Below are 18251 nucleotides of genomic sequence, written 5' to 3'. Positions count from 1 at the left end.
TAACTATGGAGTATCTATTCAATTGACATACCTTTTTTCATTGCCTTTGGGCGCTCGTTCATTTTGCGTATGTCAGCTTTCGCCATATAAATTCCACGGGGCCGTTCTTAAACCATCTCAACCACAATGTACTGAAGATCATGAGCACTACGTACACGGCCAGACCGATCATGAACGTGCCGGAGGATTGAATCTGATCCGCAAGTCCGAATCCGTAACCAAGGAAGAGAACTGTTCCAATAATGCTGTGAAGCAGATAACAGGTCAATGACATCCGTCCGACTTTGGTAAAAATCATCAACACGCTTCGCAGCTGTGGGACGTGGACAAACAGCATTGCAAGAGTGCTCATATAGAACATGCTTCCGGTTAAGCCCCCACTTTGTCCAAGTATAGAGGAAATTTCCATCCACAGCATATTCTCAAAAGGCTTAATTAATTCGAGCAATATACTACTCTGTGTAATCAGAAAAGCGGTCGTGCTAATGACCCAGATTCGCTTCCATATGTTCTTCTTTTCCTCCATTTTTTCAAAAAAACCCATCTTGACAAAGTACACGCCCAGCAGAAACATGATAAACATGGAATAGACTGTAGGGAAAGAGCTTGAAGCCATCGTCGCCATATCTGCCCACCGAACGCCGATAGATTCCAGGTAGGTAAGGCCACTATTGTGGCTAGATAGAGTAAAATCCCCGAACTTCGACATGTCTGGTGATGCAGTATTTACGACATTGTATAACATCGTGAAAACAGGAGTCAGGCATTGTATCACGATGAGTGCGATAATCCAGCGCAGAATCATTTGGGGCGTGAGTTTATAGAAAGCGAGAAGCAGGAAGCCGATTACGGCGTAAAAGGCCAATATATCACCTACCCACACAAAGGTGATATGCAAAACGCCAAATCCCAACAGAATGGATAACCTGCGGGCAAACAGCTTAGTAGGATTCTCAACCCGCTGCGCGGCTCGATCCATAAAAATTATAAATCCGACACCGAATAGGAAGGAGAATAGCGTAACGAATTTCCCGTCGGCAAACCAAGAAACCAGATTACGAAATACGTCAACCGAGGCCATATCGAATCCCTTTACGGAATCCACAATCAGAAAATAATTGACAATAATGATGCCTAGCATAGCGAATCCACGAACGATGTCCAGAAAATGAACCCGTTCCTTCAGACTCATTGGTTGTCCTTGTCCTTCTTTTAGTACAATCATATTTAATGCTCCTTTCCCCTGATAACGAATAATAGCTTCCCTAAATAGCGTTATATTTTTTTGAATTTTATAGTAGATACCATTAGATAGGAGAAAATAAGCAAGGTAATTACGGATATAAGTGTTGAACTATTCGTGCCTGGTACAGTTAGCGAGTACGCGGCGAGAATAAAACCTGCTACGGTTATAGGAACCCCGCGGAAGCTCCCCTCTGCTTCTCTGATATTAAATTGCGCCAATCTATACGATCCGCTTATGATGTATAACAATAGAGCAACTATACCCACAAGCTTCAGCATGCCAAGATCATCAAAATTAAATTTAAAATAAATAAGTAAAGCTGGCGCAATACCAAATGAAACCAAATCAGCTAAGGAATCTAGCTCCTTGCCGAATTCACTGCAAACATTTAATCGTCTGGCAATTCTACCATCGTATCTATCTATAAAAGCTGCAATAATGATATACATCGCACTTACGAAGTAATTTTGATTAAAGATCTCAACGATTGAAAATACCCCGAATGACATATTTGTAAAGGTAAGCAGATTGGGAATATTTTTTATTAACATAGATGCTCCTCACTAAGGATGAAATTTAATTAAGACCCACTGTTACTTTTTTTGAAAAGGGATAGCTTGTTAATAAGCTTATCTTTGTATATCAATCCCAGAGCAAAAGCTAGGACTGAAACTCCTGATATGATTGCGGTTGATACGTAATTTTTGTGATAAATGTTAGATCCAATGCTCACTGAAGCTAGAAGCCACGGAAATCTGGCGATAATTAAAATCGAGAAAAACTTTAGTGGCTTTATAGTCGTTAGTCCCGCGGCATAAATGAATACATCCTTGGGAAATCCAGGAATAATAAATATGATGAACAAGAAGATAGAAAACTTTTTATTCTCCATCATACCTGCCATCCATTGAAATTTATTTTTCTTCAGTAAATTCTCAATAAATGACCCGCCTACAAACCTAGTGAAATAAAATGCCATAATAGCCCCTAGCAACATGCCTGCAGTAATAAACAGCATACCTACATAAGTCCCATAGATATATCCACCGGCAATCTGAATCACCTCGCCGGGTATTGGTGCAATAACCGTCTGGAGAACTTGGAAAAAAATAAGCATAACCGGCCCTAAATTCCCCGTTGAAAGAATATAATCTCGAAAACTATCCAGAGACACCATCAATTTAAGAATTTCTGGTGAATAACGAATGAATAAGACCATCATCAGAAGCCCCAGAGACGCAATGATAATCTTGTTAAATCGTTGCATATTAGATGACACCCCCGTATCTTTTAACCCACTCCCATTTGCTTATGATTTACAAGCTTATGTGAATTTTCTTAAGAACGGGGGCATCATAAATCTTAAGAATTCTTAAGTCACTTCGTATCTGTGGTTTATAAGTTGTTTACACTTTATAATGGAGGCACAGTCATTAGAGGAGGGATGTTCATGAATCATACAAAAAAAATTCTTGTGGCTGACGATAACGATGAGATTAGAGAGATTGTCCGGGTCCTGCTGGAGAGCGAACAATATAACGTGACCGAAGCTGTAGACGGCGAGGACGCTTTGAATAAAGTAGATGAAACTATAGATTTAATCATTCTGGATGTTATGATGCCCAGAAAATCTGGGTTTAAGGCCTGTGTAGAAATTCGCGAGAAAACAAGCGCTCCCATTTTGTTTTTGACTGCCAAAACCCAAGACTCCGATAAATATTTGGCTTTTTCTGCAGGATGTGATGATTATCTGTCAAAGCCGTTCTCCTATACAGAATTGGTTTCAAGAGTGAAAGCCTTGCTTAGAAGATATTATGTGTATAAAGGGAAAGATACTGTTGCGGAGTCTCCGGATATTATTAAAATTAATGAACTAAGTGTTAAAACGAAGAGCAATGAAGTATGGATGGGCGACGAAGAACTTACACTAACCGAAATTGAGTACAAGATTTTATCCTTGATGTCCAGCAATAGAAACAAGATATTTTCAGCACAAAATCTATATGAAAGCGTCTGGGGAGAACCGTATTTCTATAACTGTAACAATACAGTTATGGTTCATATCAGAAATCTCAGAATGAAATTAGAAAAAGATCCTCAGAACCCCAAGTTTATTAAAACCGTTTGGGGAAAGGGGTATCGAATTGAGTGAACTCTTTTCATGGGGAAAATTAAAATTAAAATTAATCCTGTGTCTTATTTTTTCGTTTACGTTTTCTCTAGTCTTATTTTTGTTATTGCAATCCACAGGAGAAGACATACTTGAGCGTTACTTAACTAAAACCTCGTTTATCGGAAAACAAGAGCAGCTAGCCATTTCTGAATTCGAAAAGTATGTTTCTCAGAAGAATCTATCACTTAAGGATCATGATAAAATAGCCCAATGGGTTCGGGAAACGAAATATGTAAATATTTATATTTATACAGACAATAAACTCATTTACGCTACAGATGGCTATACAACAACTACCGAGAATAGGGGTCTATCGGTAGATATGAATTTGAAAAGTACTTCTCAATTATTAAATATTCAATTTTCCGATGCTCGCGCCCAAATTTACCTGGAGTACTTCTTTGAATACAAGTACTATCATATGGTTACGATTTTGGGTGTGGTCATTTCGTTCATATTCTTTATATTCATCATGCTGTTCTTTATAAACAAGAAAACCTCCTATATTGGAACTCTTGAGAATGAAATTAAGATATTAGAAGGTGGAGACTTAACTTATACAATTACAATAAAAGGGAACGACGAATTGTCTTCACTGGCCCAAAGCATTAATGAGATGAGAAAGTCATTTATTGAACGATTGGACAATGAGAATCAAGCCAGATTTGCAAATAGTGAGCTGGTCACCGCGATGTCTCATGACTTAAGGACACCTCTCACAGCATTGGTCGGATACTTGGATATTATTGAGTTCAAGAAATATCAGACGGATGAAGACTTTAATAAATACATCCATAACAGCAGGGAAAAAGCATACCAAATTAAGCACCTTTCGGACAAACTATTTGAGTACTTTACTGTGTTTAATACTGAAGATAACAATCTAGATTTTGAACGATTTGATGGAAATCAATTGATGGAGCAACTCTTTGATGAGCAACTCTTTGTGCTAGAAAATAACGGATTTCATTTTGTGTTAGAGCCTTGCACCATACCTTTTCACTTCGATGTTCACTTAATTTCTTTTCGAAGAGTTTTTGACAACATCTTCTCAAATATTATCAAGTATGCCGATAAGTCTAAAATAGTCAAAATTAGTTATGAAATTAAAGACAACATGCTATTGATCGATATTGAAAATGATATAAAAAAAGAAGCACATGAAGTGAGTAGTACAGGAATCGGTATGAAAACTTGCAAAAAAATTATCGAACAACATAAAGGACAATTAACTGTTACAAGTAATAAGGAAACTTATTCCGTTCACATTAGCTTGACATTAGGGAGGCTTACTGATGCAAGAGATTAATACCGATCGTTTATTATTAAAAACTTTGCTAAGAAGGATGCCCTAGGCTTGGCGATCTAATAGGAGAGTTGTTTTGAATTTAATGAAAAATATGAAGGTAGAACACACCCTGCAATATGCAGGGCGTGTCTGAACACTCTCGTCAAGAAAAGGCAACGCAGCTTGGGGCGAACAGGCGGGGAGAGATGCCCTTTAATTTTTCTTATCAATTTCCACAGGTTCAATCACATCGAAAAGAAATGGACTATTGCTTAAATATGCTCTTATGTATGCTTGGGCATATTTTTGTTCATCGATTAGACTGGCTGTTTCTCTTGGATCAGAGGCGTGATGGCAGTAGTTCTCGATCATGAACATGATGAAAAAACATTCCAGATCCCGAATATAGTCCGTTTCCAACTTCTTAATACTCTCATAACCTTGGATAAGCATCCATCGATGCTTCGGCCACAGCTCCAATAGGGTGCCTGCTATATCGTAGAGATAATATCCGTACCCACATCTCCCAAAATCAATCGGATAGGGTTGATTGTCCTTAAAAACCATATTACCGGTATGTAAATCAGCATGAATGAGCCCATAGTTATGTTCACTTGGATGCATAGTGGTAAGTTGGGATACAACCTTCTCAGCTGCATCTTGATACAGCTTCCATCCCTCTTCGGATAAAAAACGTTCATAATAACGTTTCAACTTAGCCATTTCACGTTTAAAACTTTCTACTCCCCAAGTAGGTCTTACAAAATCAGAAGGTGGATTAAAATCCTTTGCTGCTGCATGGAGCCTGTTTATCATCACACCCATATGATATGCATGACTATCCGTAAATTCACCTGTTGCTTTTTCACCCTCTATCCACCGCATCATCGTTACATAAGGGCGCATATACCCTTTTTCAGTTTCGATGTCCAGTACATAAATACCATCACAACTTGCAATCCCTTCTGGTACATGTAGATCTTCTGATTGGTTTAGTGCTTGTAACAGTTGGAGTTCCGAACGAATTTCCTCTCTGCTCCATCGGTCCGAATGAATGCGAAGCAAATAATTGTTATCTGTACGGGTTTCAACTTTATACGTGATCGTATCGGATAGTTGAATAAACTGGATGCTATCCCATTCTAAATCGTACATTTTAATTGCTGATAAAGCGACTTTCCTTGCTCTATCCAGCAAAGAACGTCTTTTCTCATCCGTATCGTATTGAAAGAATTCATTCATATGCTGTCCTCCTTAAAACTATTATCTATCTAGCCTAAACCCGCTCGAGTTATCTAAAAAAGCGAAAGACAAGTTTCTCGCCATCTTCGTAATGATGACCTAATTCTGTATATTCGCCGTTCGTACATCTATTTAGTGTCTTTCGCCAAAAATTTTGCGCACGCTTATTTCGGTTCGTAGGATTCGTCTGTAACTCCCAGTAGCCCGGCATTCTGTCAATCAGTTGCCGAATTGCTTGTTCCCCTACTCCTTTCCCTCGATATGTGCGTAAAAGAAAGAATTCGTTTAAATAATAATTGATATAGGGCGGACTTGGGGTATAGGGTGGAGTGGCCACGAAGACAAAGCCAGCAGGGATATCATCCACCTTAATAAGGTAAGGGAATAGGACTCCTGGATGCTCCCACCATACATCAAAAACAAGATTTTGTTCTGCTAACGTCCGAATATCACTCTCTTCAAATATGCCATAACGATTAATTTGGTGCCCCCATATTTCGGATAAATCATGCAAATATAGAGGATAAATATTGTTAATAATAAATTTCTCTTCAATGCTACATAGCTGTAACTCCACCTTCATATGTAATCACTTCCTAGTCTTCAGTATTTAGTTAAAAGTATACAAACACTCTATCTCAAAAAGTAGGCAAACAATGTTTATAACATTCTTATACACATATGAAAAGGCTCGTATCAGATTTATCTCCAATACGAGCCCTTCACTATTTATCCTTTTTATAAACAATTTTTTTTATACTATCTTCAGATAAGCAGTAAGAGCACATGAGCTGATCAATACTGTGACCCATTCGAAATAACTGCTTAATCTCTAGATTTCTTTTCTGAAAATACTCTCTCTGTCCCGATGCTTCCCCCCACTTTTTTCTACTGCCTTCTGGAGAAGGAACATAGACAATACTGCCGTGTACATACTTTTGAAGTTCATGGAGTAAATACTCGGGTAAGATTTGGCTGGCTGATATATATTTCATTGACTTTGCCCCTTCCTCTGTAAATAGATGGATGGATTGCAAAGCCCCTATGACAAACTTACTAACTTCAAAGATCCGCTCGGTTAGATAATCTTGCTCCATGCAAATAACCGCTTGAGTTTGTCACTTAGACTTTGCATGGAGCGAATACTAAAACCTTGCATTGCGGATTTTTTCAAATACATACGGTGTTGGGTACTTATCATACAACTTCCTCTCTTTCTAACTATTGTCTTATAATTAATTCTGTATGACGGATGTTAATTCCTTGTTTTTTATAATTTCGCCCTACTTATGGTACGGTTCACCGTAACATTTATAAAGCGAAATGAAGGACACCCTGATTGGGTGCCCTTCATTGTAGAGACAAGGACTAAAAATGGCATTTCTACTGAGCAAGATCGACCAATCTGACAGTCTTAGGATCGTAAACTACATTAGTAATCAAGCCATCCAAAATATGTTTTACCGCTTCATCAATCACATGAATTGGCACAAGGAACCATTCTTGTGACCGTACAGGGTGGCCGAAATGTCATAAATAGTGAGGTCGTGCTAGCCCAAAATCGATACACTTCGTATCAAAAAAACATTCAGGTAAGTGGATAGCCCAATTCTCTGCCAAGTATCCCAGTCACGTTAGTGACCTTGCGGCTTTAGCCGTGGGAATGTCAAGTGAACCATTTTCTCATACATTGAGTTCGTACTAGTAACAAACACTAGGTCTAAGCATCATTGGCTGCAGTTACGGACTTAGTACCGTCATTGTTTACTATGCTTCTAGGCTCCACCAACATGATATGGCATTCCTTTTCGGCGGAAGGCTTCATCTCGATCCCCTTCGGGAGAACAATCATCTCACCCTTGGAGATTTTAACCTGACCATCACGAAAATCAATGATCATCTCCCCTTCGATCACCATAAATACCTTATCGGTCTCTTCATGACTATGCCATTCAAACTCCCCGGCAATCTTAATGAGTTTAAATTGATAATCATTCAATTCACCAATGACTTTCAGAGACCAAAGATCGTTAAGTTCAGATAGTTTCTCATTTAGATTAATGACTTGGTAATGGATAGTAATCACTCCTTATATTTTTGACCTTCAAGTTACTTACAGGCAAGAGCTAACCATTGTCTACTTACGCAAGGCAATTTACCTAAGCCTGATAATAATAGCATTGAGTCTAGCAGTCCTTTAATCTTGCGAGCGAGAGATCATGATCGTTTAGTTAAACATTATTATAGTAAAGTAATTTTTAGATTAGAATGGATGCATGTTGAAATTAGCATGGACTATTGATGAACTTCTCTCGATATTTAGTAGGAGAAATGCCACATTGTTTCTTGAACACTCTACTAAAATAAAAGGGGTCAGCCATTCCAACCGTTTGCGCAATTTGTTGTACAGGCGCATCACTTGTGAATAGCATTTCTTGCGCCGCATTTATACGATATTTTAATAAATATTCTGCTGGTCCCATACCTGCATGTCTTCTAAATATGTAAGAAAGTCGATTTCGATTAACGTTATGTTGTTCTGCAAGTGATGCGATTGTAAGGCTTTGATAATAATATTCATGAATATAATTAGTTACCCGTTCGAATAAAGTATGCGATTCACAACTATTTTGCCTATTATCAACACATACTAAGGCTTCATTCAGTACGTCACGAAATAGCATTTCGGTCTGAAACATCGAAATGCCTCCACGCTGATTATACACATGCCAAAGACGCATAATTAATTCAGTAAGACGAGGTGATGGTCCTGTTGATAATTCAAAATGCTGATGAGAAATACTTGGCTCTGCTATTTCTGAGTTACATATCCGGTATAGAACGAGAATGTATTCCCAGTCGGTTTTACCAAACATTTTTTGAGCTAGTTTCATTTTTGCACCACCATGCACAACTTTTCCTGGCGAAAAGATATAAGGCGTTCCGTTAAATTCAAATTGCACCTTACCTGTAAGTGGAAACACAAATCCAGGAAAAGAGTCTGTATAGTCAGCGTGAGGCACACCTGGATTTCTAGCATATCGATATACTCCTTCTACTTGAAAAGGAGTATGTGCAAGATGCTCTGCCAAGTGATTAACGTCAATTTTCACATTGTATACCTCATTTCAATAGTAGTTTACCGGTAATCCTGAGATTGATCGGAAAGGTGGGTATGAGGACTCTCGTCTATCTTTAGATTATTGATGACGATTATCATTGTCAATCTATATGAATAATAAAAAAGCCGCGCCTTGCTAATGTACTTATTAATGGTCTGTAACGGCAAGTTACGTGAACATAAGATAGAGAGAACCTCCGAATAGGTTCTCTCCGTTTGCCCAAGGTTTACTGAGCCAGACTTATTTTTTAATAATAGGTATCCAAATTTCACTACGGAGTGTGGGGGAGGAAAAATCCTTGCTCTCATGCCATACCATTTCCGGTCCGCTTGCCAACTCGTAACTCGCGGATGGGAACCATTCTGAATAAATCCGTCCCCAGATATTCTGCAACGTTTCCGGGAAGGGCCCTACCGCTTCGAATACAGCCCAAGTTGCCTCGGAAACCTCCAGTTTCGTAAAACGCTCTGGACATTCCTTCCTTGTCGCTACTCCGATATAATGATCAAAGGTCCCCTTCTCCTCCATACGCCCCTCCGAGAAATTCACGGAGGCTTGAACCATTCCCCGCGGTTCCCTATCTGAAAGTGCCTTCAGCTCTACAATGTCCTCCGGTGTTAAGCTGCCCGCCATGGACTCAATCTCCGGGTTCACACCTTCAAACTGGATGGGTACCCTTCTCATGATGCCTACGATACGAAAAGACTCCTTCTCAACGATACGGTAATTCATCGCGCTTCCTCCCTGAATAGTTAATTGAAAAGTCATTCGAGGATAGGCTTTAATGGACCCCGTTCGGGATTTTACCGAAGAAGGCGGGAACCCGTGTAAGCTTTGAAAAGCTCTGGAAAAGGCATCTGCAGAGCCATAGCCGTACTTCACCGCCACATCCAGTATTCGCACATTACCGGTTTGAAGCTCAAATGCCGCGAGCGTTAGTCGTCTTCGCCGGATATATTCCGATAACGGGATGCCTGCAAGGAACGAAAACATTCTTGAAAAATGGTATTCGGAGCAGCAAGCAAGTCTAGCCGCTTCCTTCAAATTCACATCCTCGGCAAGATTCTCTTCGATATATTGCAAAGCTCGATTCAGATTTGCAAGCCCACCCATAAGAATGACCTCCCTTCAGGTACAGATTAGCAAATTTAACAGCACACCATCCGACATCTCATGCACCATTTTGTCGGTATAAAAAACTTGCTGTTACTTGTGGTAGGGTTCACCGCGCTGTCTGTAACGGCAAGTTTTTCGTCCATCTTTCAAAGTGGAGAGGAACATACTTAACCCTTGTGCGAATAACTGCATTGAAAGAAGCTCATCCGCTAAAGGCCGTTTCTCTTAGGCCAAATAAGGCTGTCCTTTGGCAATAATAATGCCGCCCACACTTGATTCCTCCCATAGTCACATATTCTAAATTGAGACTTATTCCGATTCATCGCTTAGACCTTTTATAAAGTCGAGATGCTTAAATCCCCAGTTGCACATGTCTGTCAACACCGGAGCCAGCGTTTTTCCATGATCGGTCAAACTATATTCCACTTTTGGAGGGATCTCGTGATATACTCTGCGTTCGACGAGTCCATCCCGTTCCAGCTCCCGAAGCTGCTTCGTCAGCATACCCTGCGTAATAACCGGGAGCATCCTCCTCAGCTCCCCGAATCGCTTGCTTCCCTCATGCAGTAAAATAAACAGAATCAAAGGCTTCCACTTTCCGCCAATAATATCCAGTGTCGCTAATATGCCTTCCGTCTTATTGACGTGAGTTCTTAACCGCAATAACATCAACTCCCAAGTATTTCAAGATACTTGCACACTATCTCCTATAACATTATCAAAGTATCTCCAGTACCGATAGTACTCTTTATTCACGTACTTAGTACGTTCAAACGGACTACACCACAAGTACGGCGCCATCTATGGTATGGAATGATGGACTATGTACGAATAAAATGCGTACTTTTCAAGATTTCAAATATCTCGGATAATCATAGGTGTAAAGAGGAAGTATCCTGGCCGACCTTGGACAACCAAAATAACAGTAAGGGATGATGGTCATGAAAACGATGGTAATTGTAGCACATCCAAACCTGAACAAATCCGCATGGAATCATGCACTCCTGAGCGAACTGAAACAACAGCCGAATATACACATCCGTGATCTGTATCAAGAGTATCCGAATTGGAATATCAACGTCAAACGAGAACATCAATTATTGATCGAATTTGACCGGATTGTTTTCCAATTTCCATTCTATTGGTATAGCTGCCCGCCGCTATTAAAAAAGTGGTTTGACGATGTACTGACATTTGGTTGGGCTTTTGGACCCGGAGGCGAAAATTTGAGGGGCAAAGAATTTATGATCGCAACAACAACAGGTGGCTCGGAAAACGAATATCGTGCAGGCGGCCGTAACTGGTTCACCATAAGCGAATATCTTCGGCCGATTCAGAGCACCATTACCCGGTGTAATGGTACGTTCCTGCCAGCCTTTGTATCCTATAGCCCATCTGCTGAAGCTCTCAAGGATGAAGCCAAACGATATGCGGAATTTATCCAATATTCTCAGACGAAGCTCGCACAATGAAGAAGTGATTTGTAGCTCGCGCTACTTGTGGTATGGTTCACCGTATCACCTGTAGAGCGAAATTTTGGTTGACAAATAATCCTGACATAACCCTTGAACCTTCACTACCAATTTTTCAAATTTCGATTTTTTCGTAATTAATGCGCATGAGGAAGTCTAAATCCCACTGGAACGTGGTATAATTGAGATAATATCAAAAATAAATTGCGAGGATGATTTCCATGCTTGTTATGTTTCGCTTTAAAAACTTTTCATCCTTTCGGGATGAAGTCATTCTTGATCTTCGTGCTTCTTCCTATACGCAACATCCGTCTCATGTTATAAAGAATACACCATTCAGTTTGCTAAAGACACTAGCTATCTACGGGCCTAATGCAAGTGGCAAGTCAAACTTAATCAGTGCCATGCACTGGTTTGAACAGATCATATTCAGTCATTTATTTCAAGATACCTCAGGAGACGAGAATAACGAGGGAAGTGAGTCAATCAGAAAACTGCCGCCCATACGCCCCTTCCTTTTATCCGAACAGATCGACTCCCGTATTGAATTTGAAATGGTTTTTGTGCATCAGGATCAAGTATTCCAATATGGATTTTCTTTGAAAGAAAGCAACATCTTATCGGAATGGCTCAGTGTTAACGATCATTCGGTTTTTGAACGTGATCAGGCAGCGGGCATCACCCTCGGCCATAAGTTTAAGGCACAATTACGTTCTTTCACCAAATACCGTGAAGACCGTCTGTACCTTTCCGTTCTTGATTATTTTGCAACAGATGATGTTAAAAAGCTCATCGACTGTTTTAAAGACTTTTTCCGTAGCCGATTCAATGTCCATTTTGAGCTTATTTTTGAATCAAGTATTAAAGGAACTGTACATGCCATTCCGCACTCTCCACGGCTCTTGAAGGACGATGCATTTCGTTCCAAAGTGGCAGAGTACATTCGTTTCATTGATGTAGGAATCGAAAATATTGTGATTGAAACAGAAGAGGTATTTGACGAACAAAAAGGCAAAAAAATAAAGCGACCGCTTATTAAAACGATTCATCCCATCTTTAACTTAAATGGCGATCAAGTAGGTACTAAATCATTCGATCTGGCTCAGGAGTCATCGGGTACTTTGCGATTTCTTTCCTTTATACAGGAAGTTCTGATTTTGCTTGAGCGTGGGGGCGTTTTTGTTATTGACGAGCTTTCGGCACGGTTGCATCCTTTGCTGACAAAATTCATCGTGGATCTATTTCAGTCAGATCGAAACACGAATCATGCGCAACTGATCTTCACGACTCACGATACGTCGATATTAAATAAAGAGCAGTTCCGCCGCGATGAGATTTTATTTGTTGACAAGAATGAGCTCGGAGTCTCCTCCCTATATTCGCTAGCGGATCTAAAAATGGTCAGGCAAGATGCTACTTACCACAAAGATTACTTTAGTGGAAAGTACGGTGCAATCCCGATTCTCCAGACTTCGTTTCCAGAGAATCGGAGGTGATGGACATCGCTCGCTTGAACCCGTTTTCACCTAGACAAGTAGAGACACGACCAAGTAATTTAGGAAAAGTGTTGCTCTTTTGCGAAGGGCAGACTGAAGTTTGTTATTTTGAGTACTTTGCTGAAATTATTCGAAAAAACCGCAACAAGTACGCTCACTTGGATATCGAGTCCATTCCGGCAAACGGAAATGCACAACAGGTATTGAATTTTGCTGAGGACTTCCTTCGGGATGAAGATAACATGCAGAAATATCTATTACATGAAAAACACCTGGTATTCGATTGTGATGCACCACGTGAGATCGAAAAGGTCCTTCGCAACATGCTCGCATCAACTAATGACTTCGCGCTATCTCTAACAAACTTATTGTTTGAAACGTGGCTGTTAATGCATTTCGAGCAGGTAGAACCTGAGTACTCCAATTCGAAGAGAGTCATCGGGGAAAGGTTATCTTATGCATTAGGACGGGAATATACAAAAGCGGATTCAGGAGTCATCCGCCAAATCATTGGAAATGGCGACACCCTGAGAAATGCAATTAGTCATGCTCATGTCCTTGAAGAAAGATACTCTCAGAAAGAATTAGTTTATGAGACGGACATTCGCCAAATGAATCCATTCACAACTGTTCACCTATTAATGGAGCGAATATTATTGGAAATGAGCAGTAGTGAATAAATTAACTCACTATCAAATATAGGCATCTGAGCGGTTTAATTATTTGCTCCAGCATTCGCCCTACCAGCAACGAAAAAACTTGATGCATTTAGTCATTAAGCAAATCACGCTAAACGACAACCGGTAAGTTCAAGATGTTGAACTCATCTTTAATCAGGAGAATGAGAAGCATTTTTAAGCCTTGCCCCCTCCGCCAATACATCGGCGGAAGGGGCTCTTTCCTTACTTAAAGGAAGAGCAGAAACTGTACAACAAATAAAAATTCGCATTTGAACGGACGGTGCCATGGAATGTTCCACTTAAATTGCTTCTCAAGCTTCACTGTTCCACTGGCTGTAGCCATAGCTCGCGCTTACTGGCCATTCTTATTATTCCCATAGCGCTTTTTTAAACTGTTTTCTGATTTTTTGCATATGCCTCTTACTTACAAGGGCTACGGCTGGTTCATTTTTGAACACACGCTCAGCCCTTTTTGCATATGTAAGAAAGTTTCCATCCTTATGTGTCTTTCCTAAAAAGGCTCCCTTAATTGAGTAGATTGTATACAGATTTCTACAACTCAATCTTCTACCGTCTTTTGTAACACCCTTGCTCTTTACAACAGTTCGAATTTTGCGATACATCTTATTGTAATATCTGGAGACTGTCTTGGCTCGTATAGATACAGACTGACCGTCAAATGTAAATCCAAGGTAATTCATGAGATTGTGACTATTTGGGACACCATCCAAGACATCCTCGTTGCAGCTTCTGATGCTTCCACTATTATATTCAAATAACTGTGTTTTCTCCGGTTCCAGTTTAACTCCGGGGATTGAACTAATCTGTGAACCAATGTGTTGAAATTGCGTTTTGAAATGCTCCAAATTTGTTTTTGGCAAAACAACTATAAAATCATCGGAGTATCTCATGTATAATCCACTATTCCCTGTTACGTAATCATTAAGGGATTTATCAAAGGCCAACATGTATATATTTGAAAAAACTGCGCTTATTGCCGAACCCTGGGGGATTCCAAGCTTCTCTTTATGGGGCATGATAACCAGCTTCTTTAATTTTTTAAACTCTTCCACAGAGATTGCCCGATCAAGTTTATTAAAAGCGACAATATCTTTCTTCGTAGTTCCCATCTTATTGTGAGACAACAGATGTTCACGGCTCCATGTCGAATATTTCGTTATATTTTTATAGACTGCATAAAAGTCTTCGGGGAGTTTATCTTTACCAAGCAAATCGCAGAGCCTGATTTTTAAATAATTATGGTCCAAATTATCAAAAAACTTTGCAAAATCACCAATAATAACATAACATTCTGGCTTGGTCTTTATAAAAGAAATCGCTCGTTCGGCGAAATGAATGTTACTTTGATGCAACTCATCCCGATAGGCAATAGACGCCTCTTGAATGCCATCGACTTTGGCACGATTGTTATAGTGCTTGTTGAGTAAAAAACCATAGTACTGATAGATAAATCGATCAATATGAGCAGAATAACAGATTTCACGATCTTTTACTTTGGTCTTATTTTCGCTTTTTCCATCATATTTACGCATCGATAAGGTGTAGTTAATGAAGGGATAAAATCCATGCGTTGCTACCTTCTCTGGATCGGTAATATATTCCCAAACCTGAGCTAACGATACCTTCAAATCAAAATGAGCAAGGTTTCGACTAGCCTTATGTTTTTCTTTCCATTCATTAAGGTTGATAAAAATACCCCCTAAAATGGCGTAATGCCTGTAGGCATGGGGGGTAGCATCCCTAAGCCACAGGCATAACCGAGTCACAACCGAGTGTAACCCACTCGGATTCAATTAATTATAAATAGCATGAATCCAGCTACCCAAAATCGCTCAATACTTAATCATGGTATGATTAAAGATAAGGGAGGCTTCGTCATCATGCTTGAAAGCTGGATAGCTATAATCACGTTAACTCAGCAACTATCAACCGAGACAATAATCCTATTAGGAGTGCTTGTCCACCAGTTGACATTAATCCCTTTCCCTTATGCCTACACATAAGGCACTTCTAGTATAATCCAATTTCCAACTTCTTTCAACAGAGAATGACAGGTATATAGCTATACACAAGCAATCCCTGTTAGTGATCTAGGAAATTTCCTATCGACAAAAATTTCGCTCTATTTGTGATACGGCTCACCGTATCGGTTTTTAGGGTAAACTTGAATGAATCGGATTCACCCCTACAATAGCACACAACGGCTCTGGCAAGCACACGAAGTCACTTTTGCGTGTCTGCATTGTGTGTCTAAGAAGTAGTTAGCATGATATACTAAGAATATTATTTAGACCTCTACACAGGTAATAGGGGGGCTGACACTGAACACATTGGAGTTTCTCAAACTAAATGCCGAAGCCCGTAGATTGAAAGAGAACAGACAGAGGTATCTGCATGACAGAGCATCTCTAATTGAAGGAGCGTTAGCCGAGGCTCAAGCTCGCGGCGAGAAACACAAAGCCATTCAGATGGTTCTGGAGCTTCTCAGGCTTGGAGTGGACATATCTATAGTAGCCAAAGCATCCGGGATGGCTACGGCTGAACTTGTTACTCTAAGAGAACAAAACTGAATTTGTTGAATAAGGAGTCAGTCAGATGATGGCTGACTCTTCTTACTATTTTAAGAACGTGAGGTAACCTTTACATGAAGATCAGTGTGTATGCTGTCGGCGACAAGATGGAAAAATTCTACTTTGAGGCCATTAAAGAATATGAGAAGCGATTGAGCCGCTATTGTACTATTAAACTTGTTCACTTGAAAAAGGAAAGCGACCTGCAAAAGAAGTTAAGCTCCGGCACCTTTGTTATAACCATCATAACTTCCGGGAAGAGTATCTCTTCGGAAGAACTGGCGGTGAAACTTGACCATAACGCATCGACTGGTGTTTCTGATATCTCCATTGTTGTCGGTGCCTCTCCATCAGAATGCAATGAAACTCTGACACTGAGTCAAATGGAGATGAACTTCGGGTTACAGACAACCGTTCTGTTTGAGCAAATTTATCGGGCATATCGAATCATCAATAATCATCCTTATCACAAATAAACTAAAACATAGGACTCCCACTTGCCATTATAATCTGTTGAGCCACTAACTTAATTAACTCAATGTCATACGTTAAATACTCAGCTTGTTTTGAAAAAGGTAAGATCATTTCAACGTTTTGGTCTACGTCATTGGCTTTCGTATGGACAATTTTACAACGTATATCATATATTCGCTCTTTTAAGTTATTGATCAACTCGTCATCATCTTGATTTTGAGTAAGCGGAACAGCTGAAATCTGCTTACTGTGCTTTCCTTGCTCATTCTTCATAGAGAAAAAATCAATCTTCTTAGTACCCCTTAAAAAATCTCTGATCTCATCAGGGTTAACACACTCTCTTAAGGTTGATAATAATTGTGTTCTCTCGTTAGCGAATCCTCTGCCATTTAATCTTGGTCGAATCATAGTAATTAGTTTTGTTAAATCCTCATCCTTATCTTCATCGAAAACTGGATTTTTTAATATTTTTTTCAACATCTTTTTTGCATCAAGTTCGGTGTACATTGGAAAGTAAAACTCAATTGCTTGATAGAAAGCAAGATATTGTAACAAAGGCATCTTTGTAGCACTTCTAGCGTACCAATACAAGGAAATAGCATCATTGTTATATTTCATCTTTGGGAATTTCAACTCGGAAACATTGGCTTTTTTAGGCATGCCACCGCCCATCTCCATCAAGCTTCTCTTGGTAAGCATTAAAGGAAGTTTAAATCTCAAGTCAATTTGGAAAAAAAGTGAATCGCTAATTCTTTTTAATAGTTCTACTGCCTTGTCATGTTGATTTATATTTACTCCCCTGATTTTTATAGAAACTGGGGAGTTTCTTCTCATCTCTTTTTTTAAAAGCGAAGAAAGCTCTTTTGACCAGCCACTTAATTCAACGGTTACATATCCAATGTCACTTTCCTGACTTAAAACAATGGGCTCACTGGCTAATGTAGATTGAAATTCACCAAACAATCTTCGGTTGATTAAACCATTATTATGGTTAATGTATACATGTTCAATGCTGGCTTCTATCATTTTATTTTCATAAGAGCATATTGCTATATAATTTTTAAGGATGGTATATCTTTCAAAGTCAAATTCCAAGATATTTAGAGCAACTGACTCTTCATCTATTACAACGTCATACTTATCTCTTCCCGAATTCATATTTATTATAAATTCACTCGCACTAGTAAAATACTCAACCTCGGATGCAGTACAACGAGCAATTAGTTCGGCTTTTGTACTTTCACTAATATGCTTTTTGGACGTTTGTACCACTTCAGGCGTTGTCCCCTCATCCATCACCAAATCATACCTCTCCTTTGCAACTGAAAGTTAAAAAAGAAGAGGGGCTTCC

18 protein-coding genes are annotated in these 18251 nt (G+C 39.5%); 6 read left to right on the top strand and 12 right to left on the bottom strand.

All coding sequences use genetic code 11. The features are described from left to right. Positions 1-58: 58 nt before the first annotated feature. Genes ACY1JZ_RS23435 through ACY1JZ_RS23425 form a run of 3 tightly spaced genes read right to left on the bottom strand, consistent with a single transcriptional unit; the run spans position 59 to position 2513 of the window. Positions 59-1225, bottom strand: a complete 1167-nt coding sequence (locus ACY1JZ_RS23435; RefSeq protein WP_462631149.1) for a DUF418 domain-containing protein — start codon at positions 1223-1225, stop codon at positions 59-61. A gap of 50 nt (positions 1226-1275) precedes the next feature. Next, positions 1276-1797 carry a CDP-diacylglycerol--serine O-phosphatidyltransferase gene (gene pssA / locus ACY1JZ_RS23430; RefSeq protein WP_462631147.1) on the bottom strand — a complete coding sequence of 174 codons (522 nt, stop codon included), beginning with the start codon at positions 1795-1797 and terminating at the stop codon, positions 1276-1278. A 29-nt stretch (positions 1798-1826) separates the two neighbouring features. Continuing rightward, on the bottom strand, positions 1827-2513 hold the full coding sequence (locus ACY1JZ_RS23425; protein WP_462631145.1) for a TVP38/TMEM64 family protein: 687 nt from the start codon (positions 2511-2513) through the stop codon (positions 1827-1829). A 183-nt stretch (positions 2514-2696) separates the two neighbouring features. Between ACY1JZ_RS23425 and ACY1JZ_RS23420 the strand changes: the two genes are divergently transcribed. Together ACY1JZ_RS23420 and ACY1JZ_RS23415 are read left to right on the top strand one after the other, a co-directional pair. After that, positions 2697-3398, top strand: a complete 702-nt coding sequence (locus tag ACY1JZ_RS23420; RefSeq protein ID WP_270166940.1) for a response regulator transcription factor — start codon at positions 2697-2699, stop codon at positions 3396-3398. Beyond that, entirely contained in the window at positions 3391-4728 is a 1338-nt protein-coding gene (locus tag ACY1JZ_RS23415; RefSeq protein ID WP_462631143.1) for a HAMP domain-containing sensor histidine kinase, read from the top strand. The genes ACY1JZ_RS23420 and ACY1JZ_RS23415 overlap by 8 nt, the downstream gene beginning before the upstream one ends. Before the next feature lie 192 nt (positions 4729-4920). Here ACY1JZ_RS23415 and ACY1JZ_RS23410 read toward each other — a convergent pair whose 3' ends face one another. The 7 genes from ACY1JZ_RS23410 to ACY1JZ_RS23380 form a co-directional block, all read right to left on the bottom strand. Then, on the bottom strand, positions 4921-5949 hold the full coding sequence (locus tag ACY1JZ_RS23410) for a phosphotransferase enzyme family protein (protein ID WP_462631141.1): 1029 nt from the start codon (positions 5947-5949) through the stop codon (positions 4921-4923). Between the two features lie 49 nt (positions 5950-5998). Then, positions 5999-6532 carry a GNAT family N-acetyltransferase gene (locus ACY1JZ_RS23405; protein WP_462631139.1) on the bottom strand — a complete coding sequence of 178 codons (534 nt, stop codon included), beginning with the start codon at positions 6530-6532 and terminating at the stop codon, positions 5999-6001. 142 nt (positions 6533-6674) lie between these two features. Continuing rightward, a complete protein-coding gene (locus tag ACY1JZ_RS23400) occupies positions 6675-7046 on the bottom strand; it encodes a CD3324 family protein (RefSeq protein ID WP_442954806.1) in 372 nt (123 codons plus the stop codon). A gap of 623 nt (positions 7047-7669) precedes the next feature. Continuing rightward, on the bottom strand, positions 7670-8026 hold the full coding sequence (locus tag ACY1JZ_RS23395) for a cupin domain-containing protein (RefSeq protein WP_270172720.1): 357 nt from the start codon (positions 8024-8026) through the stop codon (positions 7670-7672). Positions 8027-8234: 208 nt separating this feature from the next. Further along, positions 8235-9062, bottom strand: coding sequence for a helix-turn-helix transcriptional regulator (locus tag ACY1JZ_RS23390; RefSeq protein ID WP_270166946.1), 828 nt, complete (start codon positions 9060-9062; stop codon positions 8235-8237). 249 nt (positions 9063-9311) lie between these two features. Further along, on the bottom strand, positions 9312-10184 hold the full coding sequence (locus tag ACY1JZ_RS23385) for an AraC family transcriptional regulator (RefSeq protein ID WP_462631136.1): 873 nt from the start codon (positions 10182-10184) through the stop codon (positions 9312-9314). A gap of 312 nt (positions 10185-10496) precedes the next feature. Further along, entirely contained in the window at positions 10497-10850 is a 354-nt protein-coding gene (locus ACY1JZ_RS23380) for a winged helix-turn-helix transcriptional regulator (RefSeq protein WP_462631134.1), read from the bottom strand. 278 nt (positions 10851-11128) lie between these two features. On the opposite strand from ACY1JZ_RS23380, the gene ACY1JZ_RS23375 reads away from it, so the two are divergent. The 3 genes from ACY1JZ_RS23375 (at position 11129) to ACY1JZ_RS23365 (ending at position 13835) form a co-directional block, all read left to right on the top strand. Then, on the top strand, positions 11129-11659 hold the full coding sequence (locus ACY1JZ_RS23375) for an NAD(P)H-dependent oxidoreductase (protein WP_462631132.1): 531 nt from the start codon (positions 11129-11131) through the stop codon (positions 11657-11659). Between the two features lie 221 nt (positions 11660-11880). Beyond that, positions 11881-13155, top strand: a complete 1275-nt coding sequence (locus ACY1JZ_RS23370; RefSeq protein ID WP_462631131.1) for an AAA family ATPase — start codon at positions 11881-11883, stop codon at positions 13153-13155. Beyond that, positions 13155-13835 carry an RloB family protein gene (locus tag ACY1JZ_RS23365; RefSeq protein ID WP_462631197.1) on the top strand — a complete coding sequence of 227 codons (681 nt, stop codon included), beginning with the start codon at positions 13155-13157 and terminating at the stop codon, positions 13833-13835. Before ACY1JZ_RS23370 ends, ACY1JZ_RS23365 begins: the two co-directional genes overlap by 1 nt. 368 nt (positions 13836-14203) lie before the next feature. Here the strand turns inward: ACY1JZ_RS23365 and ACY1JZ_RS23360 are convergent, their stop codons facing one another. Further along, a complete protein-coding gene (locus ACY1JZ_RS23360) occupies positions 14204-15622 on the bottom strand; it encodes a reverse transcriptase domain-containing protein (RefSeq protein ID WP_462631130.1) in 1419 nt (472 codons plus the stop codon). Between the two features lie 878 nt (positions 15623-16500). Between ACY1JZ_RS23360 and ACY1JZ_RS23355 the strand changes: the two genes are divergently transcribed. Then, positions 16501-16902, top strand: a complete 402-nt coding sequence (locus ACY1JZ_RS23355; RefSeq protein ID WP_462631129.1) for a 23S rRNA (pseudouridine(1915)-N(3))-methyltransferase RlmH — start codon at positions 16501-16503, stop codon at positions 16900-16902. 1 nt (position 16903) lies between these two features. On the opposite strand, the gene ACY1JZ_RS23350 is transcribed toward ACY1JZ_RS23355, so the two are convergent. Continuing rightward, on the bottom strand, positions 16904-18202 hold the full coding sequence (locus tag ACY1JZ_RS23350) for a hypothetical protein (protein WP_462631128.1): 1299 nt from the start codon (positions 18200-18202) through the stop codon (positions 16904-16906). Positions 18203-18251: the final 49 nt, after the last annotated feature.

This window comes from Paenibacillus sp. J5, assembly GCF_054955055.1.
This window is presented reverse-complemented; position numbering and strand designations above follow the sequence as displayed.